This window comes from Polaromonas sp. (genome assembly GCF_029945895.1).
In the GTDB taxonomy this organism is placed as follows: Bacteria; Pseudomonadota; Gammaproteobacteria; order Burkholderiales; family Burkholderiaceae_C; genus Polaromonas.
Window position 1 is genome coordinate 1 of record NZ_JAQSDL010000034.1, and the last position, 26,449, is coordinate 26,449.

28 protein-coding genes are annotated in these 26,449 nt (G+C 64.7%); 10 read left to right on the plus strand and 18 right to left on the minus strand.

The genetic code is table 11. From position 1 onward, the window contains the following. The 5 genes from PSV33_RS04110 to PSV33_RS04130 all read right to left on the minus strand — a co-directional run. Positions 1-2,533: valine--tRNA ligase (locus tag PSV33_RS04110; RefSeq protein WP_300559016.1), on the minus strand; the 2,533-nt coding region annotated here is incomplete at its 3' end. Between the two features lie 130 nt (positions 2,534-2,663). Continuing rightward, positions 2,664-2,873: a DUF2783 domain-containing protein gene (locus PSV33_RS04115; RefSeq protein ID WP_300559019.1), complete on the minus strand. Its 210-nt coding sequence runs from the start codon at positions 2,871-2,873 to the stop codon at positions 2,664-2,666. A gap of 17 nt (positions 2,874-2,890) precedes the next feature. Beyond that, on the minus strand, positions 2,891-4,615 hold the full coding sequence (locus PSV33_RS04120; protein WP_300559022.1) for an FAD-dependent oxidoreductase: 1,725 nt from the start codon (positions 4,613-4,615) through the stop codon (positions 2,891-2,893). A 100-nt stretch (positions 4,616-4,715) separates the two neighbouring features. Next, the gene (locus tag PSV33_RS04125; protein WP_300559024.1) at positions 4,716-5,360 is read right to left on the minus strand and encodes a VOC family protein; all 645 of its coding nucleotides are present in this window, start codon (positions 5,358-5,360) and stop codon (positions 4,716-4,718) included. Between the two features lie 155 nt (positions 5,361-5,515). Beyond that, a complete protein-coding gene (locus PSV33_RS04130; RefSeq protein WP_300559027.1) occupies positions 5,516-5,665 on the minus strand; it encodes a hypothetical protein in 150 nt (49 codons plus the stop codon). Between PSV33_RS04130 and PSV33_RS04135 the strand changes: the two genes are divergently transcribed. From PSV33_RS04135 to queF, 7 genes are all read left to right on the plus strand, one after another. After that, the gene (locus PSV33_RS04135) at positions 5,664-6,086 is read left to right on the plus strand and encodes a rubrerythrin family protein (protein ID WP_300518213.1); all 423 of its coding nucleotides are present in this window, start codon (positions 5,664-5,666) and stop codon (positions 6,084-6,086) included. The genes PSV33_RS04130 and PSV33_RS04135 overlap by 2 nt on opposite strands. Before the next feature lie 94 nt (positions 6,087-6,180). Further along, positions 6,181-7,530, plus strand: coding sequence for a heterodisulfide reductase-related iron-sulfur binding cluster (locus tag PSV33_RS04140; protein ID WP_300559029.1), 1,350 nt, complete (start codon positions 6,181-6,183; stop codon positions 7,528-7,530). 17 nt (positions 7,531-7,547) lie between these two features. Next, positions 7,548-8,138, plus strand: coding sequence for a DUF3501 family protein (locus PSV33_RS04145; protein WP_300559032.1), 591 nt, complete (start codon positions 7,548-7,550; stop codon positions 8,136-8,138). 82 nt (positions 8,139-8,220) lie between these two features. Continuing rightward, positions 8,221-8,997 (plus strand): peroxide stress protein YaaA, encoded by a 777-nt coding sequence (gene yaaA, locus PSV33_RS04150; protein WP_300559034.1) that lies wholly within the window; start codon positions 8,221-8,223, stop codon positions 8,995-8,997. A 14-nt stretch (positions 8,998-9,011) separates the two neighbouring features. After that, positions 9,012-9,842 (plus strand): 2OG-Fe(II) oxygenase, encoded by an 831-nt coding sequence (locus PSV33_RS04155; RefSeq protein WP_300559036.1) that lies wholly within the window; start codon positions 9,012-9,014, stop codon positions 9,840-9,842. Positions 9,843-10,069: 227 nt separating this feature from the next. Beyond that, positions 10,070-10,972, plus strand: coding sequence for an alpha/beta hydrolase (locus PSV33_RS04160; protein ID WP_300559039.1), 903 nt, complete (start codon positions 10,070-10,072; stop codon positions 10,970-10,972). After that, a complete protein-coding gene (gene queF, locus PSV33_RS04165; protein ID WP_300559042.1) occupies positions 10,969-11,796 on the plus strand; it encodes an NADPH-dependent 7-cyano-7-deazaguanine reductase QueF in 828 nt (275 codons plus the stop codon). Before PSV33_RS04160 ends, queF begins: the two co-directional genes overlap by 4 nt. A 128-nt stretch (positions 11,797-11,924) precedes the next feature. Here queF and PSV33_RS04170 read toward each other — a convergent pair whose 3' ends face one another. The 8 genes from PSV33_RS04170 to PSV33_RS04205 form a co-directional block, all read right to left on the minus strand. Then, the gene (locus PSV33_RS04170; protein WP_300559045.1) at positions 11,925-12,770 is read right to left on the minus strand and encodes an enoyl-CoA hydratase-related protein; all 846 of its coding nucleotides are present in this window, start codon (positions 12,768-12,770) and stop codon (positions 11,925-11,927) included. Between the two features lie 15 nt (positions 12,771-12,785). After that, a complete protein-coding gene (locus PSV33_RS04175) occupies positions 12,786-13,088 on the minus strand; it encodes a hypothetical protein (protein ID WP_300559048.1) in 303 nt (100 codons plus the stop codon). Positions 13,089-13,195: 107 nt separating this feature from the next. After that, positions 13,196-13,654, minus strand: coding sequence for a tetratricopeptide repeat protein (locus PSV33_RS04180; RefSeq protein WP_300559051.1), 459 nt, complete (start codon positions 13,652-13,654; stop codon positions 13,196-13,198). Positions 13,655-13,770: 116 nt separating this feature from the next. Continuing rightward, positions 13,771-14,526, minus strand: coding sequence for an anti-sigma factor (locus PSV33_RS04185; protein WP_300559054.1), 756 nt, complete (start codon positions 14,524-14,526; stop codon positions 13,771-13,773). After that, positions 14,523-15,134, minus strand: coding sequence for a sigma-70 family RNA polymerase sigma factor (locus tag PSV33_RS04190; protein WP_300559057.1), 612 nt, complete (start codon positions 15,132-15,134; stop codon positions 14,523-14,525). The genes PSV33_RS04185 and PSV33_RS04190 overlap by 4 nt, the downstream gene beginning before the upstream one ends. 62 nt (positions 15,135-15,196) lie before the next feature. Beyond that, on the minus strand, positions 15,197-15,847 hold the full coding sequence (locus tag PSV33_RS04195) for a plastocyanin (protein ID WP_300559060.1): 651 nt from the start codon (positions 15,845-15,847) through the stop codon (positions 15,197-15,199). 33 nt (positions 15,848-15,880) lie between these two features. After that, positions 15,881-16,324 (minus strand): group 1 truncated hemoglobin, encoded by a 444-nt coding sequence (locus PSV33_RS04200; RefSeq protein ID WP_300559063.1) that lies wholly within the window; start codon positions 16,322-16,324, stop codon positions 15,881-15,883. A 40-nt stretch (positions 16,325-16,364) separates the two neighbouring features. After that, entirely contained in the window at positions 16,365-17,252 is an 888-nt protein-coding gene (locus tag PSV33_RS04205) for a DUF3034 family protein (protein ID WP_300559122.1), read from the minus strand. Positions 17,253-17,449: 197 nt separating this feature from the next. Here PSV33_RS04205 and PSV33_RS04210 point away from each other — a divergent pair, with 197 nt between their 5' ends. Then, entirely contained in the window at positions 17,450-17,890 is a 441-nt protein-coding gene (locus PSV33_RS04210) for a c-type cytochrome (protein WP_300559066.1), read from the plus strand. Between the two features lie 177 nt (positions 17,891-18,067). Then, positions 18,068-19,099, plus strand: coding sequence for a purine nucleoside permease (locus PSV33_RS04215; protein WP_300559069.1), 1,032 nt, complete (start codon positions 18,068-18,070; stop codon positions 19,097-19,099). Positions 19,100-19,115: 16 nt separating this feature from the next. On the opposite strand, the gene PSV33_RS04220 is transcribed toward PSV33_RS04215, so the two are convergent. The 4 genes from PSV33_RS04220 to PSV33_RS04235 all read right to left on the minus strand — a co-directional run bounded on the left by PSV33_RS04220 (position 19,116) and on the right by PSV33_RS04235 (position 23,734). Then, positions 19,116-20,324, minus strand: a complete 1,209-nt coding sequence (locus tag PSV33_RS04220; RefSeq protein ID WP_300559125.1) for a DNA polymerase IV — start codon at positions 20,322-20,324, stop codon at positions 19,116-19,118. 85 nt (positions 20,325-20,409) lie between these two features. Continuing rightward, positions 20,410-22,350, minus strand: a complete 1,941-nt coding sequence (locus tag PSV33_RS04225) for a chorismate-binding protein (RefSeq protein WP_300559072.1) — start codon at positions 22,348-22,350, stop codon at positions 20,410-20,412. Positions 22,351-22,358: 8 nt separating this feature from the next. After that, entirely contained in the window at positions 22,359-23,360 is a 1,002-nt protein-coding gene (locus PSV33_RS04230) for a tripartite tricarboxylate transporter substrate binding protein (protein WP_300559076.1), read from the minus strand. After that, entirely contained in the window at positions 23,357-23,734 is a 378-nt protein-coding gene (locus tag PSV33_RS04235; RefSeq protein WP_300559079.1) for a chorismate mutase, read from the minus strand. The genes PSV33_RS04230 and PSV33_RS04235 overlap by 4 nt, the downstream gene beginning before the upstream one ends. Before the next feature lie 284 nt (positions 23,735-24,018). Here PSV33_RS04235 and PSV33_RS04240 point away from each other — a divergent pair, with 284 nt between their 5' ends. Continuing rightward, on the plus strand, positions 24,019-25,245 hold the full coding sequence (locus tag PSV33_RS04240) for a GGDEF domain-containing protein (RefSeq protein ID WP_300559082.1): 1,227 nt from the start codon (positions 24,019-24,021) through the stop codon (positions 25,243-25,245). Here the strand turns inward: PSV33_RS04240 and PSV33_RS04245 are convergent. Then, entirely contained in the window at positions 25,224-26,387 is a 1,164-nt protein-coding gene (locus PSV33_RS04245; RefSeq protein ID WP_300559085.1) for an alpha-hydroxy acid oxidase, read from the minus strand. The two genes, PSV33_RS04240 and PSV33_RS04245, sit on opposite strands and share 22 nt — an antisense overlap. Positions 26,388-26,449 lie beyond the last annotated feature (62 nt).

Sequence of the window (26,449 nt, forward strand, 5' to 3'; positions counted from 1 at the left end):
GCGGCAGCCGCGCGGCGGGCGACACCTTCATCTCGCCGCGCAGGTTGCGGCAGGCGTCGACCAGGGTTTTGAGTTTGGCCACATGCGCCTCGGCCAACGCATCGATCTTGCCGGGCTGGCTTTGCGGATAGGCAGTCTGCCCGATGTACTCGCCCTTTTTCAGGCCGGCGACCGGTGCGACTTTTTGCCAGAGCTCTTCGGTGATGAAAGGAATCACCGGATGCGCCAGGCGCAGGATGGCCTCGAGTGTGCGGATCAGCGTGCGGCGCGTCGCGCGTTGCTCGGCGGGGCTGCCGTTCTGGATCTGCACCTTCGCAATTTCAAGGTACCAGTCGCAGAACTCGTCCCAGACAAACTGGTAAATGCTGCCAGCGACATTGTCGAGGCGGTACTCGGCAAACCCTTTGGCGACATCGGCTTCCACGCGCTGCAGGGTGGACGAGATCCAGCGGTCAGCCTGTGAAAAGCTCATGTAGTTGTGAAACTCGCCACCCGGCTGGCATTGTTCCTTGGTGTGTTCCGCCAGGCCGCAGTCCTGGCCCTCGCAGTTCATCAGCGTGAAACGTGTGGCGTTCCAGAGCTTGTTGCAGAAGTTGCGGTAGCCCTCGCAGCGTTTGCTGTCAAAGTTGATGCTGCGGCCCAGGCTGGCCAGCGAGGCAAAGGTAAAACGCAGCGCGTCGGCACCATAGGCCGGAATGCCCGCCGGGAATTCCTTTTCGGTGTTCTTGCGCACTTGAGGTGCCGTTTCCGGCTTGCGCAGGCCCTGCGAGCGTTTGTCCAGCAGCGGCGCCAGCTCAATCCCGTCGATCAGGTCCACCGGGTCCAGCACATTGCCTTCGGACTTGCTCATCTTCCTGCCCTGCGCGTCTTTCACCAGGCCGTGGATGTAGACGTGGTGGAAGGGCACCTGGCCGGTGAAGTGGGTGGTCATCATGATCATCCGGGCAACCCAGAAGAAGATGATGTCGTAACCGGTGACCAGCACACTGGACGGCAGGAACAAGTCCAGCTCCTTCGTTTTTTCCGGCCAGCCCAGCGACGAGAAGGGCACCAGTGCCGAGGAGTACCAGGTGTCCAGCACATCGGGGTCACGCACCAGGGTTTTGCCTGGTGCCTGGGCCTGCGCAGCAGCTTCGCTTTCGGCCACATAAACCTTGCCGTCCTCGTCGTACCAGGCCGGAATCTGGTGACCCCACCAGAGCTGGCGCGAGATGCACCAGTCCTGAATATTGCCCATCCACTGGTTGTAGGTGTTGACCCACTGCTCGGGCACGAATTTCACCGCGCCGCTTTCCACCGCGTCGATGGCTTTTTGCGCAATCGACTTGCCGGTCGGGTCCTTGTCGCTGACCTGGGTCATGGCGACGAACCACTGGTCGGTCAGCATGGGCTCGATCAGCTGGCCAGTACGGGCGCAACGCGGCACCATGAGTTTGTGTTTTTTCACGTCGACCAGGAAACCCTGGGCTTCGAGGTCGGCCACCACTGCCTTGCGCGCCACAAAGCGGTCCATGCCGCGGAATTTTTCAGGCGCATTGTCATTGATCGTCGCGTCCAGTGTCAGCACACCGATGATGGGCAACTGGTGGCGCTGGCCGACCGCATAGTCGTTGGTGTCATGCGCCGGCGTGACCTTGACGACACCGGTGCCGAAGGCCTTGTCCACGTAGTCGTCGGCGATGACTGGAATGTCACGGTTGCACAGCGGCAATTTCACGAGCTTGCCGATCAGGTGCTGGTAGCGCTCGTCTTCCGGGTGCACCATCACCGCCACGTCGCCCAACATGGTCTCCGGCCGGGTGGTGGCCACGGTCATCGAACCGCTTCCATCGGCCAGCGGGTAGCGGATGTGCCACATGAAACCGTCTTCTTCCTCGCTTTCGACTTCCAGATCCGATACCGCCGACTTCAGGATCGGGTCCCAGTTGACCAGGCGTTTGCCCCGGTAGATCAGGCCCTGCTCATAAAGCTGCACAAAGGTGGAGGTGACCACTTTGGACATCTTCGGGTCCATCGTGAAGTACTCATGTTTCCAGGCCACCGAGTCGCCCATGCGGCGCATCTGGCGCGTGATGGTGGTGCCGGACTCTTCCTTCCATTCCCACACTTTTTCGGCGAATTTCTCGCGGCCCAGGTCGTGGCGGCTTTTGCCTTCGCCCTGCAGCTTGCGTTCCACAACGATCTGCGTGGCAATGCCGGCATGGTCGGTCCCCGGCACCCACAGCGTGTTGTCGCCCTTCATGCGGTGGTACCGCGTCAGCGAGTCCATGATGGTCTGGTTGAAGGCATGACCCATGTGCAGGGTGCCGGTCACGTTGGGCGGTGGAAGCTGGATGGAAAACGAGGGTTTGGCCGCATCCAGCGTCGGTTCGTACATGCCGCTGCCTTCCCAGAGCGGGCCCCACTGGCTTTCGATGGCGGCCGGTTCGAAGGACTTGGCCAGGCTGTCCAGGCCTGGCGTGGGTACGGTCACCCGTGCATTCGGGGTATCGGCTGCGGGGGCTGCGGGCGTGGGCTTGGCGGAGTCAGTCATGGGGCAATGAAAAACGGCATCGCTTGGTGCAACACTGCACCAGATGCCGCCTTGGGTTGGAGGAACTGCCCTGATTTTATTCGACTCGTTGCGCCGGCGGGGCCGGAGCCTTCCTCCAGCCCGCGCCGCGTCAGGCGGTTTCGGCCGGCCTGGCCGCGGCGATGCAGGCTTGCAGCAGCGGCGTGTCACCGAGCTGGTTGGCCAGAATCAGGATCAGCCGGGCGTTCAGAAGCTCGGACTGCTCGCGGCTCAGGCCCTGGTGGGCGTCGAGCAGGCATTCGTAAAACGCATCCGCATCCTGAAAGTTGGGGGCGGTCTTGATGGCGGTTTCGGTTTTCATGGGAGGTTTTTCCGGATTCAGCGCAGGCCGAGGGTTTTTTCGACAGCAGCGACCAACTGGCCGTCCACCGCCTCGCCGGTGGCAGCCAGGTAGCCGTCGGGCCGCACGAGGGCCCAGGCGTGGCCAAACACATGGCAGGCGCCCTGCAAATGGCCGGTGCCCCGCACGTTGATGTCGCGCACATGTTCGCGCGCCTGCGCGCGGTCGTCCGGGCCGAGCACCTGTACGCTGCGCACCGGGGCGTGTTGGGCCAGCTGCCGCAGGCGCTGCAGCCCGGCGGCCGGGAGTTCGCCGAACACCAGTACCAGCAGGTCGCCGTCGGCCCACTGCAGCAGGTCGTTGACGGCACCTTGCGCGCCGTCTGCCCAGCGGAAAGCCACGTTCTGCACCGACTGCCCACCGGTGTTTTCGCAGATGGTCGAGTGCGTGTAGGTGTTGGCGACTGCCATGCGGCCGGTGTTGACCAGCGAGCGCGCGAACGGATACTGCTTGGCCAGGCTGATGGCGGCCGTGCGAAAGCAGCGCTCCATGCCGTCGGCCGGACGCAGGAAGCGTGCGGTGCGGTTGGTCACCTGCACGTTCTGCTGGGCTGCTTCAAGACGCTCCGCGTTGTAGCTCTCCAGCAGCGTGGCGCTGGCACGGCCGCCCAGCACGGCGGCCAGCTTCCAGGCCAGGTTGTCGGCATCGGCCACGCCGGTGTTGCCGCCGCGTGCGCCGAAGGGGCTGACTATCTTGGCGGTGTCGCCCATGAAAAACACGCGGCCCACGCGCAGCTTGTCCAGGCAGCGGCTGCGGTAGGCGTAGGGGCCCACCCAGATGATCTCGACCTCGACGTCCTTGCCGAACTGGCGCTGCAGGCGTTCGCGCACCACGTCCTCGCGGCTCACGGCGTCCGGGTCGGCATTGGGCGCCATCTGGTAGTCGATGCGCCAGACGTCATCGGCCATCAGGTGCTGCCAGACCGCGCGGTTGTCGTTGAAGGGTGCTTCGATCCAGGTGTGGCGCTCGACCGGCGGATGTTTGGAAAAACGCACGTCGGCGATGCACCAGCGGTCATCGCCGCGCTTGTTCTGCATGGTGGCGCCCACCCAGTCGTGAAAGGGCGTGTGGGAGCCGGAAGCGTCGATCACATGCTCGGCCTCGATCTGGTAGCTGCCGGCGGGCGTTTCCACCGTCAGCGTGGCGACATCGGCGTTCTGTGTGAAGGCGGTGACGCGCGACTTCCAGCGCAGGTCCACATGGCCGAGTTCGTAAATGCGTTCGACGAGGTAACCCTCGATGTAGAACTGCTGGATGTTGATGAAGGGCGGCTGGGTCGAGAGGTTGAAGTTGCTCTGCTGGCGCAGGTCGAAGGAGTAGACCTCGTCCTCACCGGCAAAGGTGCGGCCCACGCTCCACTGCACACCCTTGGCGGCAATACGCTCGTAGATGCCGAGGCGGTGGAAGACCTCCAGCGATTTCTGCGTGTAGCAGATGCCGCGCGAGGAGGCACCCTTGACGCCCACGGAGTTGTCTTCGTCCAGCAGCACGGCCTCAACGCCGTAACGCGCCAGCGCGCAGGCCAGGCTCAGGCCGGTGATGCCGCCGCCGACGATAACGATGGGGTGACGCCGGATTTGCTTTGCGTTGAGTTCGGGCGGAGCCACAAACGGGTATTCAGGCAGGACGTAGCCTGTGCCCTGGGTGAATTCGTAACCGTTGGTGAACGCCGTCCGGGCGTAGGCAGGTGGTGTCTCCAGCATGGCGTGTCTCGCTCTCGGCGTTGATTTTTTCAGTGTTTTCCGGGCCCAGCCCTTGTTGGGCGGGCGCAAGCAGCTATCAAAACAATAGTAAACGGGCGCGTCAAACGGCGGGTTTGCCGCCGAACTCCGGCCTGTCGTTTTGCTGCGGTTTCAGGGCTTCGGCGGCCTGGCCGGCCGCCTTGTCCTTGCGCCATTGCTGCTTGCGTGCTGTCCATTCGGCCAGGCGGGCGTGGGCGGTCTTGCTTTCCTCCTGCATGTGGAACTCGTCGGCCAGCTGCGCCGTCAGTTCCAGGCGCACGCCGTTGGGGTCGAAGAAGTAAATGCTCTTGAAGATGTGGTGGTCTGTCACGCCCAGCACCTCAACGCCGTCTGCTTCGAGGCGCGCCTTCATGGCTTCCAGGTCGGCCACGGTGTCGACGCGAAACGAGATGTGGTTGACCCACAGCGGCGTGTTGGGCGAGGGCAGGGCCGCCTCGTCGTTGCCCAGGTCAAAAAACGCAATGAAGGAGCCGTCCTGCAGGCGGAAGAAGAAGTGCGTGTAGGGGCAGTACTCGCCGGTGCTTGGAACGTAGTCGCTCTGGATGATGTGGTATAGCGGCAGGCCGAGGATGTCTTCGTAAAAATGCCGGGTTTCCTCGGCGTCTTTGGCGCGGTAGGCGTAATGGTGCAGTTGCTGCACCGCTGCGGGCGCCGGCAGCGGCGTGGTGGCAGGGCGCAGGGTGGGGGCGGTCATCTGGGCGGCCATGGCGATCTCCGGATTGGGTGGGTTCGGGTGTTTGAGCGCCCTGAAGTGAGCAAGGTTCAAATTCACCTATTCATAATGCATTTACTATAACGTAACTACTTTGCCCTGCCAAGTGCAGATCCGCTGGCAGCGGGCGCGATTATTGAGAATAATTATCAATTGCACTTGGCGTATAGCTTTTTTCTTTTTTTCAGATTGATGCCGGCAATTAGACGCAGTGCCTGAATGGGGCTATCGTGTTCTGGCCCTTGACGATGGCGTTCAAGGCAAGCCCCCTTTTCTACAACCACGAAGGAGATTTCCATGGCTGCTCTCAAAGGCTCCAGGACGGAAGAAAACCTGAAGGCCGCATTTGCCGGTGAATCACAGGCCAACCGCCGTTACCTGTATTTTGCAAACAAGGCTGACGTTGAAGGCCAGCCCGATGTCGCGGCGCTGTTCCGCTCGACCGCGGAAGGCGAAACCGGCCACGCGCACGGCCACCTCGAATGGCTCGAGCAGTGCGGCGACCCCGCCACCGGCATGCCCTTCGGCGCCACACGCGAGAACCTCGCCTCGGCTGTGGCGGGCGAGACCCATGAGTACACCGACATGTACCCCGGCATGGCCAAAACCGCACGTGACGAGGGCCATGACGAAGTGGCCGACTGGTTCGAGACGCTGGCCAAGGCCGAGCGTTCGCATGCGAATCGGTATACCAAGGCTCTGGCTGAGTTGGTGGATTGATTCATCCCTTCGCTACGCCGCCCGGGCGTAGCGATTTACGAAAGGGTTTTCCGTGAACCCTTTCCTAAATCCCACGACAAGAAGAGACAACACCATGGCTACAGAAGGCAATCTGCAGGCACCCACGCGTCACGCCATCGACTGGAAGAACCCGGACTATTACAACGAGGAGGCGACCTTCCACGAGATGGAGCGCATCTTCGACATCTGCCATGGCTGCCGGCGCTGCGTGAGCCTCTGCGGGGCCTTCCCCACGCTGTTTGACCTGGTCGACGAGAGCAAGACCGGGGAGGTCGATGGGGTGGACAAAAAGGACTACATGAAGGTGGTCGACCAGTGCTACATGTGCGACCTCTGCTACATGACCAAGTGCCCCTATGTGCCGCCGCATGAGTTCAACCTCGACTTTCCGCACACCATGCTGCGCGCCAAGGCCATCAAGTTCAAGAAGGGCGAGGTCGGTCTGGGTGAAAGGTTTCTGTCTTCCACCGATGTGCATGGCCAGTTTGCCGGCATTCCCATCGTGGTCCAGGTGGCCAATGCGGTCAATAAAACGAAGCCAGCCCGCGCTGTGATGGAAAAAGTGCTGGGCGTGGACAAAAATGCCTGGCTGCCCGAACTGGCAACAAAAAAATTCCGTTCCGGCGCCCCCGAGTCGCCGCCACACCCGGTCAAAGACGGCGCGAAGACACCCGGCAAGGTGGTGATCTATTCCACCTGCTACATCAATTACAACGAGCCCGGCATCGGCCACGACCTGCTCAAGGTGCTGGACCACAACGAAGTGCCTTATGTGCTGGTCGAGAAGGAAAAATGCTGCGGCATGCCCAAGCTGGAGCTCGGCGACCTCGATTCCGTGAATCACAGCAAGGAAGCCAACATCCCGGTGCTGGCCAAATACGCGCGGGACGGCTTTGCGATATTGAGCGCCGTGCCGAGCTGTACGCTGATGTTCAAGCAGGAAATCCCGCTGATGTATCCCCTGGACCCCGAGGTGCAGCTGGTCAAGGAACACATGTGGGACCCGTTTGAGTACCTGATGGCGCGCAAGCGCGACGGCCTGCTCAAGACCGAGTTCCCGGTGCCGCTGGGCAAGATCAGTTACCAGATTCCCTGCCATGGCCGGGTGCAGAACATCGGCAAGAAAACCGAGGAAATGCTCAAGATGGTGCCGGGCACCAGCGTGCACACACACGAGCGCTGCTCGGGCCACGCCGGCACCTTCGGCGTGAAGGTGCCCTACCACCAGCAGGCCATGAAAATCGGCAAGCCGCTGTTCAAGGCCATGGCCAGCCACAAGGACGGCGGCCTGCCTGACGTGATCAGCAGCGACTGCCCGCTGGGCGGCCACCACATTGCCCAGGGTTTTGAAGTCAACCAGCTTGGCGCACCGCCGCAAAAACACCCGCTGACCCTAGTCCGTACGGCCTACGGGCTGAAGTAGCCACGAAGGAGCCGTTTATGCAAGTCACCGGAAAAATCACCGCCGACAGCCTCATGACCCTGGAGGCCTACAGCAGGTACCGCAAGGACAACAAGGCCGCCGTCATGGCGCATCGCCGCTTGCGCAGCGTGCGCCTCGGAGAGCACATCAACGTGCAATTCGAAAGCGAGACCAGCATCCGTTACCAGATTCAGGAAATGCTGCGCATCGAGAAAATTTTCGAGGAAGAAGGCATCAACCAGGAGATCGAGGCGTATGCGCCCCTGGTGCCCGACGGCAGCAACTGGAAGGCCACCGTGATGCTGGAGTACCCCGACGTCAACGAGCGCAAGCGCGAGCTGGCCCGGTTGATTGGCGTGGAAGACCGTCTGTTTGTCGAAGTCGAAGGCCACCCGCGGGTGTACGCGATTGCCGACGAGGACATGGCCCGGGAAAACGACGAAAAAACCTCGGCCGTGCATTTTGTGCGTTTTGAGCTCAGCCCGGCCATGTGCGCCGCGGTCAAGGCCGGCGCCGGCGTCAAGCTGGGCTGCGACCACACCCACTACCCGGCGCATGTGACGATTCCCGCCGAGTCTCTGGCGTCGTTGGCCAGCGACCTGCGCTGAGCGGGCTTATTCTGCGTCGCGGCGTCCGGCCGCGTCTGGCTGTCGTAAAGTCGGGTCTGGCTTTACTTCACCCCCAGGGACCATGCTGTTTTTACTCTCGCCGGCGAAATCGCTGGATTTCGCTACACCGCCGCAGGTCGCCGTGCACACCCCGCCGCTGTTCGTCAAGCAGTCTGCCGAGCTGATCAAGGTGCTCAGGGAGAAAACCCCGGCCCAGGTCAGCGAGCTGATGTCGCTGTCGGACACGCTGGCCGGCCTCAATGTCGCGCGTTACCAGGCCTGGTCGTCGAAGGCCAGTGTCAAAAATGCCAAGCAGGCGGTGCTGGCCTTCAACGGTGATGTCTACGAGGGCCTGGACGCCAGCAGCCTGAAGGCAGCGGATCTCGACTGGGCACAGGCGCACCTGTGCATCCTGAGCGGGCTGTACGGTGTGTTGCGTCCGCTGGACCTGATGCAGCCCTACCGCCTGGAGATGGGCACGCGACTGGCCACGGCGCAGGGCAGCAACCTCTATCAGTTCTGGGGCGCGCAGATTGCCGACTACCTCAATGCGCGTGCGGCCGCCGACACCTCGCCGGTCATCGTCAACCTGGCCAGTGAGGAGTATTTCAAGGCGGTGGACCGCCGGGCCCTCAAGCCGCGGGTGGTCAGCTGTGTCTTTGAGGAGCTCAAGGGCGGCAAGTACAAGATCATCAGCTTCCATGCCAAACGCGCGCGCGGGCTGATGGTGCGTTACGCGATCGACAGGAAGCTGGCCACCGTCAGGAAGCTCGAAGGCTTTGACGCCGAAGGTTATCGTTTTGCACCGGCGGTGTCCGGGCCCGACCGGCTGGTGTTTCGCCGCCAGCCGGCCGGCTGAGGCCTGTGCCCACCATGCGCGACTACGAGGTCCAGCCCCAGCATGTAACACCCGAGGTGCAGGCCTGGGTGCGTGCCCAGGCCGCCCTGGGCCATACGGTGCCCACCATCCTCAAGGCCCTGCGCACTGCGGGTTGGCTGGCCGACGTGGCCCGCGAAGTACTCGCCGCGACGCTGCAGATGCCGCCCGGCGTGCCGGTGCCGCGGCCTGCCATCGGTGCAGCGCCGCGGCTGGATGCGGGCGACCGGCAGGTCGATGTGCTGATGCAGATGAGCCAGCCGCACATCGTGGTGTTCGGCAACCTGCTCAGTGACGAGGAATGTGACGCGCTGATGGCGGCCGCCAGGCCGCGCCTGTCGCGTTCGCTGACCGTGGCGGTCAAGACCGGCGGCGAGGAACTGAACGACGACCGCACCAGTCGTGGCATGTTTTTCACGCGCGGCGAGAACGAGCTTGTCAACCGCATCGAGGCGCGTATCGCCCGGCTGCTGGACTGGCCGCTGGAAAACGGCGAAGGCCTGCAGGTGCTGCAGTACCTGCCGGGCGCCGAGTACAAGCCGCACCACGATTATTTCGATCCCGCCGAGCCCGGCACAGCGTCCATCCTGGAGCGCGGCGGCCAGCGGGTGGGCACGCTGATTCTTTACCTGGGTGTGCCCGAAGCCGGCGGCGCCACGGTGTTTCCCGACATCGGGCTGGAAGTGGTGCCGCAGCGCGGCCATGCAGTTTTTTTCAGCTACGACCAGCCGGATGCATCGACGCTGAGCCTGCATGGTGGCGCACCGGTGCTGGCCGGCGAAAAATGGGTGGCCACCAAGTGGCTGCGTGAAAAACAGTTCCTTTAACACCCCTGTTGAGGCTCACTTCGTGTAGCCTCCTCTCCCCTTGCAGGGGACGGCGCCTGCGGCCTGGCAAAGCCAGTTCCGCGGCCCCTGCTGACAGAAGTCTGTGCACCCCCGTCCCACAAGCGGGGGCCGCGGGTCCGGCTCCGCCGGCCCTCAGGCGCCGCCCCCTTGAGGGGGGAACAGGCTACGCGGAGCGAGCCAGGACGGGGGTGTACATAATCAGCTTTATGAAAATCAGAGCAAACAACATCGACATCGAAATCGAAGACACCCACGCCGGTGACACGACTGGCCTTCCCGTGGTCCTTCTGATCATGGGCCTGGGCATGCAGCTGGTGGCCTGGCCGCCGGCCATGGTGCAGGCGCTGGTGGACGCCGGTTACCGCGTGATCCGCCTGGACAACCGCGACATCGGGCTGTCGCAGAAATTCGATCACCTGGGCCAGCCCAATCTGGTGTGGGCGAGCATCAAGTACAAGCTGGGCTTCGCAGTCAAGGCACCTTACGCGCTGCACGACATGGCGGCCGATGCGCTGGCTGTGCTTGACACGCTGGGCGTTCAGAAGGCGCATGTGGTGGGCGTCAGCATGGGCGGCATGATCGCCCAGCGGGTGGCGCTGGCGGCGCCGGAACGTGTGTTGAGCCTGACCAGCGTCATGAGCTCCAGTGGGGCGCGTGGTTTGCCGCAGGCCCACCCACACGTCATGCGTGTGCTGCTGAGTCGCCCTGCAGGCAAAGACCTTTCCTCGGTCACCGACCACTATGTCAGGCTCTTCAAGGCGATTGGCAGCCCGGGCTTTCCGGTGGACGACGCCGAATTGCGCGAGCGCATCACCGTTGCGGCGCAGCGCAGCTTTCATCCGGCAGGTGTCCTGCGCCAGATGGTGGCCATCGTTGCCGACAAGCGCCGCGCCGTCGAACTGGCGGGGTTGCGCGTGCCCACCCTGGTGGTGCACGGCAAGGCCGACCCGCTGGTGCCGTTTGCCTGCGGTGAAGACACGGCGCGGCGCATCCACGGTGCCCGCCTGGTCGGCATCGAGGGCATGGGCCACGACCTGCCCAAGGGCGTGGTTGAACGCCTGCTCGAGCCGCTGATTCCCCATCTCAAGGCCGCGGAGGCCGCATCATGAATACCCCCGACCAGTCCCAGCTGGGCAAACCCACGCCCTACATCGACCAGTACGACGCTTCGCTGCTGTTTCCCCTTGCCCGCGCCGCCAAGCGCGAGGAACTGGGCCTGAGCGAGAACCCGCCCTTTTTCGGGGCCGACATGTGGACCGTGTTCGAGCTGAGCTGGCTGAACCTGCGCGGCAAGCCGCAGGTCGCGCTGGTCCATGTCACCGTGCCCTGCGAGTCGCCCAACATCGTCGAGAGCAAGTCTTTCAAGCTCTATCTCAACAGTTTCAACAACACGCGTTTTGCGGATGCCCGCGAGGTGCGCGAGCGCATCCGCGCCGACCTCAACGCGGCCGTGGGCGCCGGCGTGGGTGTCAAGACGCTGGGACCGGAGTTGTTCGACCAGGAACCGGTGCACGAGCTCGACGGCCTGAACCTGGACCGCCTGGATGTGGAGTGCCAGCACTACACACCGGCGCCAGAGCTGCTGTTTGCCGACCACGAAGAACCCCCGGTCAGCGAAACCCTGGTGTCCAACCTGCTCAAGAGCAACTGCCTGGTCACCGGCCAGCCCGACTGGGGCAGTGTGCAGATCAGGTACGAGGGCGCGCCGATCGACCAGGAGGGCCTGCTGCAATACATCGTGAGTTTTCGCAACCACAACGAGTTCCACGAGCAGTGTGTCGAGCGCATCTTCATGGACATCTGGACACGCTGCCGGCCGCTCAAGCTGTCGGTGTACGCGCGTTACACGCGGCGCGGCGGGCTGGACATCAACCCCTTTCGCACGAGTTACCCGCAGGCGCTGCCGCCGAATATCCGCACGGCGCGGCAGTAGGCTGGGTGTCTGTCATTGCGGACCCGATCGCCATCCATGCCGCGATGGGTCCCGGATCGACTCCGGGATGTCAGGCCCCGCCACGTTTGCTACTTAATCAATAGCTGCCTGCGCCCGCCCCATAAGGGCTAGAGCCCGATTTCCTTGAAACTCTGGAGCGGGGACAGGCCTGCAAACTCGCCAGTCCGCTTTTCTTTCATCGCCGTCACCGCCTCACGCACATGCTGGTTGCTCCAGATCGCGCCCTGCAGCCAGCCCATCTGTTTGAGTGCGTCTTCCACCGAATGGTCACGGGTGTAGTGGATGGCCTGCTTGGTGCCCCAGATGGCGACGGGCGGCTTGGCGGCGATCTCTTTTGCGCACTGCAGCGCACCGGCCAGCAGGGCTTCGGGGGAGTCAAACACCTCGTTGACCAGACCGTAGCCCAGTGCTTTGGCGGCGCTGAGCCGGCGGCCGGTGTAGGCCAGTTCCTTGACCACGGCCAGCGGCACCAGTTTGGGCAGGCGCTGCAGGGTGCCGACGTCGGCCACCATGCCAATGTTGATTTCCTGGATGCAGAAAAAGGCATCAGCAGTCGCATAGCGCACGCAGCAGGCCGTCACCATGTCCACGGCGCCGCCTATGCAGCCGCCCTGGATCGCGGCGATCACCGGGATGCGGAGGTTCTCGAGTTTGGTGAAGGTGGCCTGCATGTCACTGAGCATGTCGAAGATGGCGGCACGGCCTTCGGGGCTCTGGTCGTCCATCGCAATCGCGCCTGAAAAGGTTTCCAGTGCCATGCCGGCGCTGAAATGTTTACCGGTGCTGGAGATCACCAGCACCCGCGCATTGCCGGCCTTGTGGAGGTGGGTCAGCACTTCATCAAGCTCGCGCCAGAAGGTCGGGTGCATGGTGTTCATCGCCTCCGGGCGGTTCAGCACCAGGTGGGCAACGTGGTCGGTGATCGACAGGGAAAAGCAGGTCAGTGGGTTCATGCCTGCCAATGTAAATCAGCGCGCCGGTTCCAGCCAGTCACACCTGAGACGGCCCCGGGCATGGGCGCGGGCACGCCAGCGCACGTACAGCTGCGGCGTGGCCATGCCCAGCAGGCACAGCGGACAGGCCAGGGGCGCGTCCAGCGCCAGGGCCGGCAGCCAACCCACCCAGCCCATGACCCACAGCGTTAGCACGGCGTCCCAGACCTGGTATTCCAGCGGACGCGTTTCCTTGTGCGCCAGATGCCACTGCTTGATGCGCTGCAATTCCAGCAAGGTGAGAGCGGGGTGCTGTGCGGATGTCGTGGGGAACGCCATAAAGCCTCCTGCAGAGTGCAGAGGCTTCAATGTAAGTTTCAAGCAAGCTTGTGTCAACGCCCGGCCTGCGGCGGCCCGGCGCGGTGGCCGGGCCGTTTCATCCGCCGCTATTTGGCGGTCGCGATGGCTTTGGCCAGGTCGGCGGTTTCCTCGCAGCTGGCGCAGATGGCCTGCAACCTGGCGAGCTGGGCTTCGGCCTGGGCCTTCTGGCCGGTCTTCAGGTAGGCGATGCCCGAGTATTCGAGCGCGCCCTTGTGTTTCGGGTCCAGGGTCAGCGCCTTGTTGTAGGCGGCAAAGGCCTCGTCGTATTTGCCCAGCCAGCGGTTCGAATAACCGAGGTAGTTCCAGGCATCGGCATTTTTCGGATTTTGCGCGACGACCTTGCTGAAGCTGCTGACGGCCTGGGTCCAGTTTTTGGCATCGATGGCTTTTTTGCCGACGACGAACTCGTCGATCCGGGCGTTTTCCACCGGCGTGGTGGGGGTGTCGGCGGCCAGCGCGGCTCCGGCCAGCACCAGACTCAGGACGGGCAGGGCGATCAGTTGGCGAAGGGTCAATGTAGTCATGTCAGGCTCCTTGGGGTTCGGTAACGGGGGTGCGCTGTCAATCAGCACCTGAGACAAACGGCGGAAACCGGAAAACGGATGCAAACCGGTCTGTCATGAAGCCCGGAAGGGCGGCGTCACCACAACTTGGCGCAGTTGCCACTGAACAGCACCGACGCGCTGGGGCTTAGGGCGGTAGGGCTGGTTTCCAGCGTGACCACCAGCTTGCCGACTTTGGACAGCAGTTTTTCCGATGTCTCGGGCAGCATGGAGACTGCCGAACCACTGGTCGGCACCGGGCCCAGGGCGAACGCCGGACCGCTCGCCGGAACGGCCCACAGCACCAGGGTGCCGCCGGCTGGCGCTGTGATCGGGCCGATGACCTTGATGGTCATGGTCTTGCCGTGGCGCAGGGAGCTGACCAGCAGCTTGCCATTGCCCTGGGCATCGGTGAGCAGGCCCACATAACTCTGCGGCAGTTTTTCGCCGGTGCGCATGGCCACCTGGTCACTCGACATGAAGAGGCCGGGTGCCGTGACAAACAGCACGCTGGCGGCCATCACACCGATGGCCAGGCCAGCGAAGCCAAAGCCCGCCGGCCTCAACCAGGCCATCCAGCCCAGCCAGGACGCCGGCGCACGCGGCGCCAGTGGCGCCACTGGCGCGACCAGGGTGCGCGCGGCAATCGCCGGCCAGAGCCGCGGCGAAGGCTGTTGCAGTGGGACTGACCGGGCGAGCTGGCCCAGCCGCGTTTCCCATTGCGTGACCAGCACCCGCAGGTCGGCCCGTTCGCGTTGCAGCCGTTCAAAACGGCGCCGGGCGCCACCCGTCAGCGTGCCCAGCACATACGACGAGGCCAGGTGTTCGAGCAGTTCGGGTTGTACATATCTCATGCCACCACCCCCTGCGCAGCCAGGCAGCCCTTGAGCCGGTCCAGCCCGCGTCGTATCCAGGCCTTGACCGAACCCAGCGGTGCGCCCATCTGCGCGGCCACTTCGGTGTGCGACAAGCCCTGGTAGTAGGCCAGCGCCAGGCTCTGCCGATAACTGCCCTCCAGCGCATTCATGCAGCCTTCAATGTGCAGGGCCTGGCTGGCCTGTTCGAGCAAGTGCATGGCGCTGGGCGCCGGCGTGCCGGTGGACGGGACATCTTCTTCATCGACGTCACCCGACTCGGGCAGTTCGTTCTCACGGCGACGCGTGCGGGCACGCAGGGCGTCCAGCGCCTTGTTGCGCACGATGGCGATCAGCCACGTCATGGGTTGAATGGTTTGCCCGGCGATCTCGCTGCGGTAGCCGCCGGCATTTTTCCAGATGCTCACATAGGCCTCTTGCAGCGCATCTTCAGCCGCCTGCCCCTGGCCCAGGATACGCACCGCCACGCCAAACAGATGCCGGTGTGTCCGCTCGTAGACCCGCGCGAAGCAGGCGTGCTCGCCCCGTGCCGCACCAGCGATCAGGGCCTCCAGGCTGCGGGAATCCGCAGGGGTGTTCAGCGTCATGCGGCCGAGTATAGGGAGTTCGGCTGGCGCGGCAAAGAGCGGCGAGCCGCTTTCCCCCCGGGCTAGATCCTGCGCCGGCGCGGCACCACACTCAGCTGCATCGTGGCCTTGGCGGGTGCGGCGCTCACGGTGGCCTGCTGCGGGGCGACGTCAATCAGCTGATCGGCGTGCCAGACCTTGACCTGCGCCGTGCCGTCGGGAACCTGTTCCACATTGGCGATGCCGTCGGCACCGGTCAAGACGGTCCACGGCGAGTCGCTGACATAGACATGGCCACGCATGGAGCCGTGGATGTGGCAGCCCAGCAGCACGGCGCCGGTTTTTTCAAACACGGCTTCGGCTGACTTTCCTGTTTTGCCGTCGGCCTTGCCGTCCAGTCGCAACTCGAAGCCGCTGCCAGCTGCGGCGTTGAATTGCGCAAATCCGGCAGCAGAGCCGCGCACGTGGTGCTCCCACGGGTCGTTGTTGACGAATTTCGCCCGGGCACCGACTCCAACCACGCTGACGGCCGGGATGAAGCGCATCTTTTCCTGGTTGATGGTCACCTGCAGCGGCAGCGGCGCCTTCGGGTCGCCCTTGTTGGCGGGCACGACGATCACCACGGCATCGGCCACGGGTTTGCCTTCCTTGTCCAGCACCAGGACTTGCAGGTTTCCGGCTGTGGCCCAGCCCGAGAGGGCGGCCAGTGCGAGGGTGAGCAGGGTTTTTTTCATGGCAGCGGATCCTTGGGGTGTCGGTAGGGTGGTTCAGCGCACGGTGATGGTGTCGCGGTGCATCGGGGCGAGCAACGCAAGCATCTGGTTCTGGGTGCGAAAGGGAATGCCTTTGGCGTCCATGCTTTGCTGCAACACCTCGACCAGGGCATGGAAGTCGGACTTCTTGATGTCCAGGTTGGCGTGGGCGCTTTTCATGTCGGCGCCCTTGTAGACGCAGGGGCCGCCGGACAATGCGCACAGCTGGTCCACCAGCTGCTCCTTGACACGCTGCTGGTTGGCCGGCTTGAAGTGCGGGCCGGTACGTGGGTCAGCCAGCAGGCGCACCATGAAGTCGTCCATCAGGGTGACCAGTCCGGCTTTTTCGCCGAAGGCCTTGTAGAGCTGGTCGACCTGCGGGGCGGTTTGGGCGAACGACGTGCCGGCTGCCAGGACGCTGGCGGCTGCGAGGGCGAGAGAGATCAGGGTTTTGTTCATGGCGATTCCTTGTCAACAGGTGGGGCGGTGCGGAAGGGGTTCAGAAAGCCAGCTGGGCCGACAGGTAGTAGCCGGTTTGCTTGCGGCTGGCGGTGGTGGCCGGAACAATCACGCCCAGGTCCACATAGGCCAGCGTGACGGAGACGTTCTTGTTTGGCGCCCAGGCGATGAAAATGTCTTTCCAGTCCTCCGAGCGCAGGCCGTTGCCCAGGCCGGCCGCGCGTCCGGCGGTCTCCAGCTTGTTGCGCATGAAACGGTATTCGGCGCCGACCGCGATGTTTTTGGTGAGAAGGTAGGCCACCGAAAACTCCGGCTGCAAGCTGTAACTGTTGTTGCCGCCGCCCAGTGTGGCGCCGTAGCCGAGCAGGCCGTTCTGGTTGGCCTTGGTGGCACGCAGCGTGCCGTTGACCAGCAGGCTCTGGCCCAGGAACAGCTTGGTGGCGCTGACATACAGGTCTACCCCTTCGCGTTTGGCGCCCAGCGCCTTCAGCGTGCCGTCCAGCCCGGTGGAGCCCAGCGTTTTGTACTGCACACCGACCGCCACTTGCGGCATCAGGGTGTCGGCGTCGAGCACGGCGTCGCCGAGCACGCGAACCTTGGCACCCACGATGGTCTGTTTCAGGTGCAGACCGGGCAGGCCCAGCGCGGTGCCGGTGATGCGGGTGTTGAAATCCTGCTGGGCGACCGACAGTTCATAGCGGTCGTTGATGCCGACCGAGGCGCCCACAATATTCAGGCCGTAGTCCCTGGTTCCGGCGGTGGTGACAAAAGCCGTGCCGCCGACCTCGCCCTCGGTGGCGTTGCTGCCTATCACGGCCCAGGGGGTGAGGCCGCCGCCGGCTGCGCCGTCAACGCTGCTGACGCCGCCGGTCAGCAACAGCTTGCCGGTGTCGGCATGGGCGCTCAGGCTGGCGCCGGCGCAGAACATGGCAGCGCAGGCGGCCAGCAGGGAGGGAGCGAATGTCATGGTCAGGTCTCCTGAGTCGGCACATGGCCGTGGGTGAAAAAATGTAAATAGTTGTATGCAGCTTGGATACGGCGCTGCCCGCGCGCTGGATTCAACTATTTCCGGCTTCGTTGGGCGGGCTGCCGAATCCGGCAGCCCGTCTCCTGCGTAACCCCGCCATGAACTTCATGCATGCACGCTTGTTGATGTGGCCGGGCCGGCTTGGCACCTGCCTGGCGGGTGCGGCCGTCACCGTGTTGCTGGCCGGTCCGGCGCTGGCCCAAGGCGGCGCGGCCCCGCGCGAATGGCGAACGCCGCCACCCGGTGACGTGTCGCGCGGCCAGGTGTTGTACGAGGCACGTTGCACCGCCTGCCACGCGGTGGACAGCAACAAGGTGGGACCGGCGCACCGCGGCGTGATGGGTCGCCGCGTGGGCAGCCTGCCGGGGTACCGGTATTCGGACGAACTCGCGCAGTCGCGCTTGCGCTGGACGCCGCAGACACTCAACACCTGGCTGCAGGACCCGGAAGACCTGGTGGCCGGCCAGCGCATGGGCTTTCAGGTGGACGACGCGCAGGAGCGCGCCGACCTGATTGCTTACCTGGCCACACTCCGGTAGGCTGTGCGGGCTTTCCGCCCGGTGCCGTGTTCTGGCGCCCGCATGCGGCGTCCATCGCCCGGTGTACCGGGCCGCCCTGGAGGACAATCGACATCAAGGGACGGTGATGGCCTGCAGTGGCTTGCGCGGGCGTGGCCTGTGATGTCTGTGATGTCTGTGATGTGATGGAGAAAAAGCATGTTTCCTCGTTGTTGGAAAGCGGCCCGATGGATGGCGTTGTGTGCGCTGGCGGCCGTGGTCGCGGGCTGTGCCTCGGTGCCCGGGGCCCGTGTGGCCCCGCCGGTTCAGGTGAAGGTCTTCGTGGCGGCGATGTTCGAGATCGGGCAGAACACCGGCGACCGTGCCGGCGAGTTTCAGCACTGGTATGAGCGTTACTGGATGGGCGCCACGCCTGTCGCGGTGACGGGTGCGCTCAATCCCGTTTATTGCAACACCGACGGTGTCTGCGGCGCGGTGCTGGGCATGGGCAAGGTCAACTCGTCGGCGTCGATGCAGGCGATTTTGCTGAACCCGGCCTTTGATTTTTCCAAGGCCTACTACGTGCTGTCGGGCGTGGCCGGAACGCCGCCATCGCGCGGCACCATCGGCGACGTGAGCTGGGCCACCTGGCTGGTGGACTATGACCTCGGCCACCGCTGGGCGCCCGAGGAAAACAAGGCGGGTGAGCCGACCTTCATGCCGCGCAAGGGGTACGAGGCTTACCGCCGCTTCCAGCTCAACCCGGCGCTGCTCAGCTGGGCCATGAATCTGACGGCCGACATGCCGCTCAAGGACTCGGAAGGCGCCCGCAAGTACCGCCAGCGTTATCCCGACAAGGCGGCCCGCAGTGCGCCTGCCGTCAGCACCGGCACACACATGACGGGGGACACTTTTTTCCACGGCCCCGGCATGTCGAAACAGGCGCAGTACATCGCCAGGCTTTACGGCGCCGACGACTACACCATCACCGAGATGGAAGCCGCCGCGCTGGCGCTGGTGATCAAGCGTACGCACGGCACGGATCGCGTGATGAGTTTGCGCGGTGCGGTCAACTTCGACCAGGGCAGCCCTGGTGAGACGACGCTGCAGCATCTGGATCCGGCGCCGGGCGAAACCGCCGGCGGCTTTGCCGAGACCGTGGACAACATCGCCGCGGTGGGCTCCCGGGTGGTCGATCACATCGTGCGCAACTGGCCGCAGTGGCAAGGCGGCGTGCCTGGCGGCCAGTAGACGGGAGCGCTTGCTCTCAGAACAGCGAGGCCGTGCTGTTTGCTATCGAATCAGGAGCTGCTTTCGCTCGTCCGTCAAGGGCTGGCGCCTGATTGGATGCTAAAACTTCGGGGCTGCCGAGCTTGGCCAGGGCGCCGGCGCGTACCCCCAGCAGGCGCAGCGGGCGAACCAGGGGGACGCGTTTGAGGCATTGGCCGCCGACCCGGCGCAGGGTCTGGGGGTCTGCCGTGAAGTAGGCAATGGTCTGGTCGCGCGTCGCAATCCTGAAGTCGTCGTAACGCAGCTTGATGCCTATGGTTTTGGCGACGTAACCCTTGCGCTGCAAGTCGTCGGCCAGCTTCTCGCACAGGCTGGTGAAGATGGCGCCCAGCGCTGCCCGGTCGCGCACCGCATGCAGGTCGCGCTCGAAGGTGGTTTCGCGGCTGATGGACACCGGCTCGCTTTCGGTGACCACTGGCCGCTCGTCGCGGCCCCAGGCGGCTTCGTGCATCCAGGCGCCGGTGGCCTTGCCAAAATGCCGGATCAGGAAGGCCGGTTCCCGGGCCGCCAGCTCTCCAATGGTGTGAATGGCCAGTGCCGCCAGCTTTTCACCGGACTTGGGGCCGATGCCGTTGATCTTGCGCACATGGAGCGGCCAGATTTTTTCCTGCAGGTCGGCCTCGTAAACAATCGAGATGCCTTTGGGCTTGTTGAACTCGCTGGCCATCTTGGCGAGCAGTTTGTTGGGCGCCACGCCGACCGAGCAGGTCAGGCCGGTTTTTTCGAAAATCTCTTTCTGGATCAGGCGCGCCAGCACGCGGCCGCCCTCACGCTGGCCGCCGGGCACGTCGGTGAAGTCGATGTAGACCTCATCGACGCCGCGGTCTTCCATCAGCGGCGCGATCTCGGTGATGGTGCTCTTGAACAGCCGCGAATACTTGCGCACCTCGTCAAAATCCACCGGCAGCACGATGGCCTGCGGGCAGAGTTTGGCGGCCTTCATCATGCCCATGGCCGAGCCTACCCCGAACTGGCGCGCGGCATAGGTTGCGGTGGTGATGACGCCGCGGCCCACATAGTCCTCGAGCAGCGGGAAATCGGCGACCGGGATGAAGCGCAATGCCCGTTCGCCCTGCGCTGCCATCAGTGCCTCGTCCACCTTGCGCCGGCCCCCGCCTATGACCACCGGCAGGCCCTTGAGTTGCGGGTAACGCAGCAGCTCGATGGACGCAAAAAATGCATCCATGTCGAGGTGCGCAATGCGGCGGATTTTCGACGCGCTGGAAGGGTTGGGCGGGAGGGGGGCGCTCACCCGGCAAACATAGCGTTGATCAGCCGGTCGCGAGGGGCTCGGCCGCAAAAGCCAGGGCCGCACGCAGCAGCTGCAGCGCCTGCGGGCTCGACAGCATGGAGTCGGGGCGGAACAACAGGCAGACCAGGCGGCGGCCGGCGTGGGCCAGGGCCACGGGCTGCCCCTGCCCGTCCAGTGCCCAGGCCTGCCAGCCGGCTGGCGGCTCGCCGGTCTGCAGCGCGGCGCTGGCATAACGCGCCGCAGCAAAAGGGCTGTCGCTGTACCACGGCGCTGCGGCGGTGGTGGTGCACAGCAGCGTGCGGCCATGCTCTGGCCGGCCGAGCAACACGGTCCAGCCGGAGGTGCCAAGCAGGCGCAAGGCTGCATCGCCAACCGCGACCAGGTGCTGCTCCGGACAAGCCGCCGGTTCACCTGCTCCGACGAGCAGGCCACAGGGCGCCTGCGGCGTGAGATCCAGGCCGAGGCCCAGCAGGCAGTCGCGCATGGCATTGCCAAAGGGGTCGCCAGCATTCATCAGGTGAACGGCAGCGGGCAGGGCGATGCCCGGCTGTGCAGCGCTGCGCGTGGCTGCAGGTTCCAGCCCGAATGCGCGCCAGAGCGAGAGTGTCTTGAGGCGGGACTCCTGCTCTTCGCGTTCCGGCGACGAGTCGGCCATCAGGTCACCGCCGGTGCGCACTTCAGCCACGTCGCCCCGGACCGCGGCGGCGCGCAGGATGGTGCCGGCGAGCGCATCGCCGTTGGATGCCACCTGCACCATCAGGCCGCCGTACCAGCCGCGCGGGCTGGCCTCGAGCTCCGCGATGGCCCGCAACGCTTCGGCCCGCGGGGTGCCGGTGACCATCACCGGCGCTGCCGTGGCCACCATGGCATCCCACGCATCGACGCCGTCGCGCAGCCGCCCTTCGAGCCGGTCCACCGCATGCACCACGGTCGCCAGCGACATCGGTCGGCGCCGGTCCAGCAGGCGCAGCGAACCGGGCTCGCACAAGGGTGCCAGGTCATTGCGCAGCGCGTCGGTGCAGACGGCCAGCGACGCGGCGTCCACCTCCTCATTGAGCAGCTCGCGCAGCGATTCGGCTTCACCCATGGCGCCGGGCCGGCGTGCCACGGTGCCGCACACGGGCAGGGTCTGGATGCTGCGGCCGGTCACGACGAGTTGCAGGTCGGGCGAGGCGCCGAACAGGCGCAGCCCCGAACCGTCGTTGACAAAAAAGCTGGCAGGTGCGGGATTGGCTTCGCGCAGGCGCCCGAACGCCGTCACGGCCGGCAACTGCACACGGCGCCGGTAGCTCTGGCTCAGGGTCAGGGAGACCAGCGGACGCTCGCGCAGGCAGTCCAGCGCGTCGCGCACCATGTCTGCATAAGCGCCCACCGGAAAATCGTCACAGGGTTCGGCGGCGACAGGGCGGGGGGTGGTCTGGATGGGGGCGGGTGCCGCGGGCGAGCCCGTTGGTGTGGACGCTGGCAACACGGGCCCCGGAAGGCTCAAGGCGACGTGATGCCAGGCGCCGGCACCGTCCCGCCGAAGCAGGTGCTGGCCGAAAAAGAGCATGCCCAGCGCGCCCGCGTCGTTGCCGGGTTCGGCCAGAAGGTGGGCCGCAAACGGCAGCGCGCCCAGAAGCAGAATATCGGGCGAGGGATCAAAACAGGCCAGAAAAGCGCGCAGGGCCGGGATGCCCGACGCCCGCGGACCGCGCACGACCTGGGAGCGCCAGCTGGCCAGCGCGGGCTGCGCCAGCAGGGCCTGGCCAAAGCCATTGAGGACCTCGACGTCCAGCCCGTTGCCGTAAAGACGCAGCGCCAGCGCGGGCTCGACCAGCAAGGTGGCCTGCAGCGGATGCAGGGCGGGAATGCCGGCATCCACGCCGAGATACATGCCGGGCTGTGTTTCCAGGCCCGCGAGAGCTTCCTCGACCTGCGCCAGGCTGGCTGCGCTGCGCCTGACGCGCAGATCGATCATGGGGGCGCTTATTCGACGGAGATGCCGGTGCGCTTGATGATGGGGGTCATCACGCGCAATTCCTGCTGCATGAACTTCTGCAGGTCCTGCTCGGAGCCGCCAATGGGTTCCATGTACTGGGCGTGGAGTTTTTCCTTGACCTCCGGCATGGCGAGCACGGCGTTGATTTCCTGGTTCATGCGCCGGACGATGTCGGTTGGCGTGCTGGCCGGGGCCATCACGGCCATCCAGGCGAGGTTTTCGATCTCGGGCAGGCCGGCTTCCTTCATGGTCGGGATGTCAGGCATGAGCTGGCTGCGTTTGGCGGTGGAAACTGCCAGTGCGCGCATCTTGCCCGCCTTGACCTGGGGGATCACCGCCACCGCGGGCACACAGGCAAACTGCACATCGCCCTGCAGGATGGCCAGGATGGACAGCGGCGAGGAGGCGTACGGAATGTGGACCGCGAAGGTGTCGGTCTTGACCTTGAGCAGCTCCACACCGAGCTGCGACAGGCTGCCGACGCCAGTCGAAGAGAAGTTGAACTTGCCCGGGTTTTTCTTCATGGCATCGACCAGCTCCATGAGCGTGGTGATGCCCGAGTCGGAACGCACAGCGCACACATTGGCCTGGCCGCCGGCCAGCACCACCGGGCGCAGCTCGGTGAACGGGTCATAAGGCAGCTTCTTGTAGAGCACGGTGTTGTACACCAGCGGGCCGTTGGTGCTGATGACGAAGTTGTAGCCGTCACCTGCCGACTTGGCGACAGCGCCGGTGCCATTGTTGCCGCCGGCGCCGGCGCGGTTTTCGATGATCACCGGCTGGCCCAGGCGCGGCGAGAGCTTGTCGGCCATGATGCGCGCGATCACATCCGGTGACGAGCCTGCGCCGTAGGGCACCACGATGCGTATCGGCTTGTTGGGCCAGGCCTGGGCCATGGCGCCTGCCGTGGCAAGCGCCACAGTGGCCGCCACGGCGCAGCGGGCCAGCAGGCGGGTCAGCGGAAAACGGGGGGTTGTGCGGGTGTTCATGGGGTGATCAGTTCCGTGTCGTGAAAAAAATTGCCCTCGCCGGCGATGTAGCCGGCGACGAGGGTGCGGTAGGTGGACTCAATGATATCGGGCAGTCCGGGGAAGGCGGCTTCATGCTGCGCGGCAAGGGCCCGCACACGCGCGAAGACTTCAGCCTGGCGCGCCGGTGCGGCCACCTGGAAGGCGTCGCGTTTGAAGCGGGTGGCGTCACGCACACACAGTGCGCGCTGCGCGAGCAGCCCGACGATCTGCTCGTCGAGCGAGTCGATGCGCTGGCGCAGCGCGGCCAGTGTCGGGGCGACCTCGACATAGTCCGGGTCCTTGAAGCGACGCACCGGGGGGGTGTGGGTGGCGGGTTCCTGCGGGGAATTCATGAAAGACGGGTGGCGGAGCACTGGAGTAATTGGTAAGTGAGCTTATTTGTTTTGAGACGCACTGTCATGGGGGCAATCCCCAAGAAGGCCCTCTGCCGGTCGGTCAGCGGCTTCATCGGACGCCTTCCGCCCAGCTTCGCAAACGAAGGAGTCAGCGGGTTGGACGAACAAATGTAACAAACTGTAGAATGGATTTTGTCCGGCGCGGCCTCCTCCTGATGGGCGGTGGACCGCCGCCGGCAAGCCATCCGTCCGGACCCGACAGAAAGAAGGGGTAAAACCTCGTGAATCCTGTGACGCCGTCGGAGCTCGCGCTCTGGTCAGCCATGGCCGGAGCCATCGTGCTGCTGTCCCTTGTGGCGGCGGCCGACCTGGTCGCGAGCCGCTCTGTCTCGGCGGCGCGTGGACTCGCTTTCATCCTGCTGACAGGCGGTTCGTCGATCTTTCTGTCCGGCCTGCCCGAAATGCTGCTGCCGGCATTGCGCGGACAGATATTGCTGCCGCTCAAGGCATCGTTCGGGTCCCTGAGCGGCGCTCTGGCGCTGACCTATCTTGGGGTCTGGGTTGGTGCCGCGCGCGATGATCGCCTCATACGCTGGACTGTGGCTGGCGGGAGTTTTGCGCTGGTGGGGGCGGCCGTGGTGCTGGCCATCATGGCCCTGCTGGAAGATGTCTGGACGCCGGCGCAGGTGATTGCTGCTGCGGCGGTGGTGAACGCCCTGTCGGTGCTTTGCGCGGCCATGGTGGCGGCCCGCGGTGTCATTCTGGGCGACGCGCTGGCACGCTGGATGGTGGTGGCCTGTCTTTGCCTGGCCGGCATGGTGGGTGGCCTGTATTCGAAGGCTCTTGAGGCGACCGGCCTGGGCATGGCGGTGTTGACCGTGGCCTGCACCATCGGCTACTTTCTGATCGTGATTGCGCTGACACTGCAGCGCAATCGGGAACAGCGCAAGCTCAAACGTGTGGCGCGGAGCCTGGCAGACCCCGCCTCGGGTGTTGACATGACACTGGGTTCCCGACTGCTACCCCATGTGGAAGATGCGTTGTGGCGCAGCGCGCGTGTTGGCCGGGACTGCGTGGTGGCGGCCATCAGCATCGCCAATCTCTACCAGCTGGGCGGGGTGGCAGGCCATGGTGTCGACCAGCAGATTCTGGTGGTGCTGCTCGCGCGCATCCGGCGCATCGTCGGGTTTCGCAACGTGGTGGGGCTGTACCATCCCCGCTGTTTTGTACTCGTGGTTTCCGCGGTGCAGGACCCGCGGCGCAGCCAGCTGCTGGCGGCACGTTTGTGCCGCGAGCTGCGCGAGCCCGTGTCGGTGAGTGCCGGGCATAACCTGCACGTCTTCAAGCCCTCCATCGGGGTGGGCCTGATCCGCATCGCCGGAAGCTGCACCGACGCCCTGGGTGTGATCAACCGGGCCGAGCAGCTGGCCCTGGAAGCCACACAACTTTCCGCCGGCGTGATCGGCGAGGACTTTATCGCCGCTTCCTACGGCGCCGCCACGGGATAGGTTCCGGGAAGCAGGATGCCCTTGTCTACCGTCTCGATGTTGGTGTGGCCGCAAAACGCCATCGTCAAATCAAGCTCGCGGTGGATGATCTGCAGCGCCTTGGTCACGCCTTCTTCTCCCATGGCGCCCAGGCCGTACAGGAAGGAGCGGCCGATGTAGGTGCCCTTGGCCCCCAGTGCCCGCGCCTTGAGCACGTCCTGGCCGCTGCGGATGCCGCCGTCCATGTGGACCTCGATCCGGTTGCCGACGGTGTCCACGATCTGCGGCAGGGCGCGTATCGACGACTCGGCGCCGTCGAGCTGGCGCCCGCCATGGTTGGACACGATGAGTGCGTCAGCGCCGGAGTTGACCGCGAGTTTCGCGTCCTCCACGTCCTGGATGCCCTTGAGGATCAGCTTGCCGCCCCAGCGCTTCTTGATCCATTCCACGTCGCCCCAGTTCAGGCCCGGGTCGAACTGCTTGGCGGTCCACTCGGAAAGCGAACCCATGTTCTCGACACCCTTGACATGGCCCACGATGTTGCCGAAGCCGTGGCGTTTGGTGCCCAGCATGCCCAGGCCCCAGCGCGGCTTGGTCATCAGGTTCAGGATGGTGGCCAGTGTCGGTTTGGGCGGCGCGCTCAGGCCGTTCTTGAGGTCCTTGTGACGCTGGCCGAGGATCTGCAGGTCCAGCGTGAGCACCAGCGCCGAACAGTTGGCGGCCTTGGCGCGGTCTATCAGGCGCTCGATGAAGTCGCGGTCCTTCATGACGTAGAGCTGGAACCAGAAGGGGTGGCGATCAGTTCCTGCCGCCACGTCCTCGATCGAGCAGATGCTCATGGTTGAGAGCGTGAACGGAATGCCGAACTTTTTCGCCGCACGTGCGCCCAGGATCTCGCCGTCGGCATGCTGCATGCCGGTCAGGCCGGTAGGCGCAATCGCCACCGGCATGGCCACGGGCTGGCCGATCATCTGCGTGGCCGTGCTGCGGTTTTCCATGTTGACCGCGACGCGCTGGCGCAGCTTGATGGACTGGAAGTCGCTTTCATTGGCGCGGTAGGTGCTTTCTGTCCACGAGCCGGAGTCGGCGTAGTCGTAGAACATGCGGGGCACGCGTTTTTTCGCCAGAACGCGCAGGTCTTCAATGGTGGTGATCACGGGCATACGGTCTCCTGTTATGTCCTGCATGGTAGCGGGCTGCCCGTTTTCCGGCGTGAATTACGCTT

What these genes read in the sequence shown, in the direction of transcription:
- PSV33_RS04115 (WP_300559019.1), bottom strand. Translation starts at nt 2,873, where the DNA reads ATGAAAACCGAAACCGCCATCAAGACCGCCCCCAACTTTCAGGATGCG.
- PSV33_RS04120 (WP_300559022.1), bottom strand. Translation starts at nt 4,615, where the DNA reads ATGCTGGAGACACCACCTGCCTACGCCCGGACGGCGTTCACCAACGGT.
- PSV33_RS04125 (WP_300559024.1), bottom strand. Translation starts at nt 5,360, where the DNA reads ATGGCCGCCCAGATGACCGCCCCCACCCTGCGCCCTGCCACCACGCCG.
- PSV33_RS04135 (WP_300518213.1), top strand. Translation starts at nt 5,664, where the DNA reads ATGGCTGCTCTCAAAGGCTCCAGGACGGAAGAAAACCTGAAGGCCGCA.
- PSV33_RS04130 (WP_300559027.1), bottom strand. Translation starts at nt 5,665, where the DNA reads ATGGAAATCTCCTTCGTGGTTGTAGAAAAGGGGGCTTGCCTTGAACGC.
- PSV33_RS04140 (WP_300559029.1), top strand. Translation starts at nt 6,181, where the DNA reads ATGGCTACAGAAGGCAATCTGCAGGCACCCACGCGTCACGCCATCGAC.
- PSV33_RS04145 (WP_300559032.1), top strand. Translation starts at nt 7,548, where the DNA reads ATGCAAGTCACCGGAAAAATCACCGCCGACAGCCTCATGACCCTGGAG.
- yaaA (WP_300559034.1), top strand. Translation starts at nt 8,221, where the DNA reads ATGCTGTTTTTACTCTCGCCGGCGAAATCGCTGGATTTCGCTACACCG.
- PSV33_RS04155 (WP_300559036.1), top strand. Translation starts at nt 9,012, where the DNA reads ATGCGCGACTACGAGGTCCAGCCCCAGCATGTAACACCCGAGGTGCAG.
- PSV33_RS04160 (WP_300559039.1), top strand. Translation starts at nt 10,070, where the DNA reads ATGAAAATCAGAGCAAACAACATCGACATCGAAATCGAAGACACCCAC.
- queF (WP_300559042.1), top strand. Translation starts at nt 10,969, where the DNA reads ATGAATACCCCCGACCAGTCCCAGCTGGGCAAACCCACGCCCTACATC.
- PSV33_RS04170 (WP_300559045.1), bottom strand. Translation starts at nt 12,770, where the DNA reads ATGAACCCACTGACCTGCTTTTCCCTGTCGATCACCGACCACGTTGCC.
- PSV33_RS04175 (WP_300559048.1), bottom strand. Translation starts at nt 13,088, where the DNA reads ATGGCGTTCCCCACGACATCCGCACAGCACCCCGCTCTCACCTTGCTG.
- PSV33_RS04180 (WP_300559051.1), bottom strand. Translation starts at nt 13,654, where the DNA reads ATGACTACATTGACCCTTCGCCAACTGATCGCCCTGCCCGTCCTGAGT.
- PSV33_RS04185 (WP_300559054.1), bottom strand. Translation starts at nt 14,526, where the DNA reads ATGAGATATGTACAACCCGAACTGCTCGAACACCTGGCCTCGTCGTAT.
- PSV33_RS04190 (WP_300559057.1), bottom strand. Translation starts at nt 15,134, where the DNA reads ATGACGCTGAACACCCCTGCGGATTCCCGCAGCCTGGAGGCCCTGATC.
- PSV33_RS04195 (WP_300559060.1), bottom strand. Translation starts at nt 15,847, where the DNA reads ATGAAAAAAACCCTGCTCACCCTCGCACTGGCCGCCCTCTCGGGCTGG.
- PSV33_RS04200 (WP_300559063.1), bottom strand. Translation starts at nt 16,324, where the DNA reads ATGAACAAAACCCTGATCTCTCTCGCCCTCGCAGCCGCCAGCGTCCTG.
- PSV33_RS04205 (WP_300559122.1), bottom strand. Translation starts at nt 17,252, where the DNA reads ATGTTCTGCGCCGGCGCCAGCCTGAGCGCCCATGCCGACACCGGCAAG.
- PSV33_RS04210 (WP_300559066.1), top strand. Translation starts at nt 17,450, where the DNA reads ATGAACTTCATGCATGCACGCTTGTTGATGTGGCCGGGCCGGCTTGGC.
- PSV33_RS04215 (WP_300559069.1), top strand. Translation starts at nt 18,068, where the DNA reads ATGTTTCCTCGTTGTTGGAAAGCGGCCCGATGGATGGCGTTGTGTGCG.
- PSV33_RS04220 (WP_300559125.1), bottom strand. Translation starts at nt 20,324, where the DNA reads ATGGATGCATTTTTTGCGTCCATCGAGCTGCTGCGTTACCCGCAACTC.
- PSV33_RS04225 (WP_300559072.1), bottom strand. Translation starts at nt 22,350, where the DNA reads ATGATCGATCTGCGCGTCAGGCGCAGCGCAGCCAGCCTGGCGCAGGTC.
- PSV33_RS04230 (WP_300559076.1), bottom strand. Translation starts at nt 23,360, where the DNA reads ATGAACACCCGCACAACCCCCCGTTTTCCGCTGACCCGCCTGCTGGCC.
- PSV33_RS04235 (WP_300559079.1), bottom strand. Translation starts at nt 23,734, where the DNA reads ATGAATTCCCCGCAGGAACCCGCCACCCACACCCCCCCGGTGCGTCGC.
- PSV33_RS04245 (WP_300559085.1), bottom strand. Translation starts at nt 26,387, where the DNA reads ATGCCCGTGATCACCACCATTGAAGACCTGCGCGTTCTGGCGAAAAAA.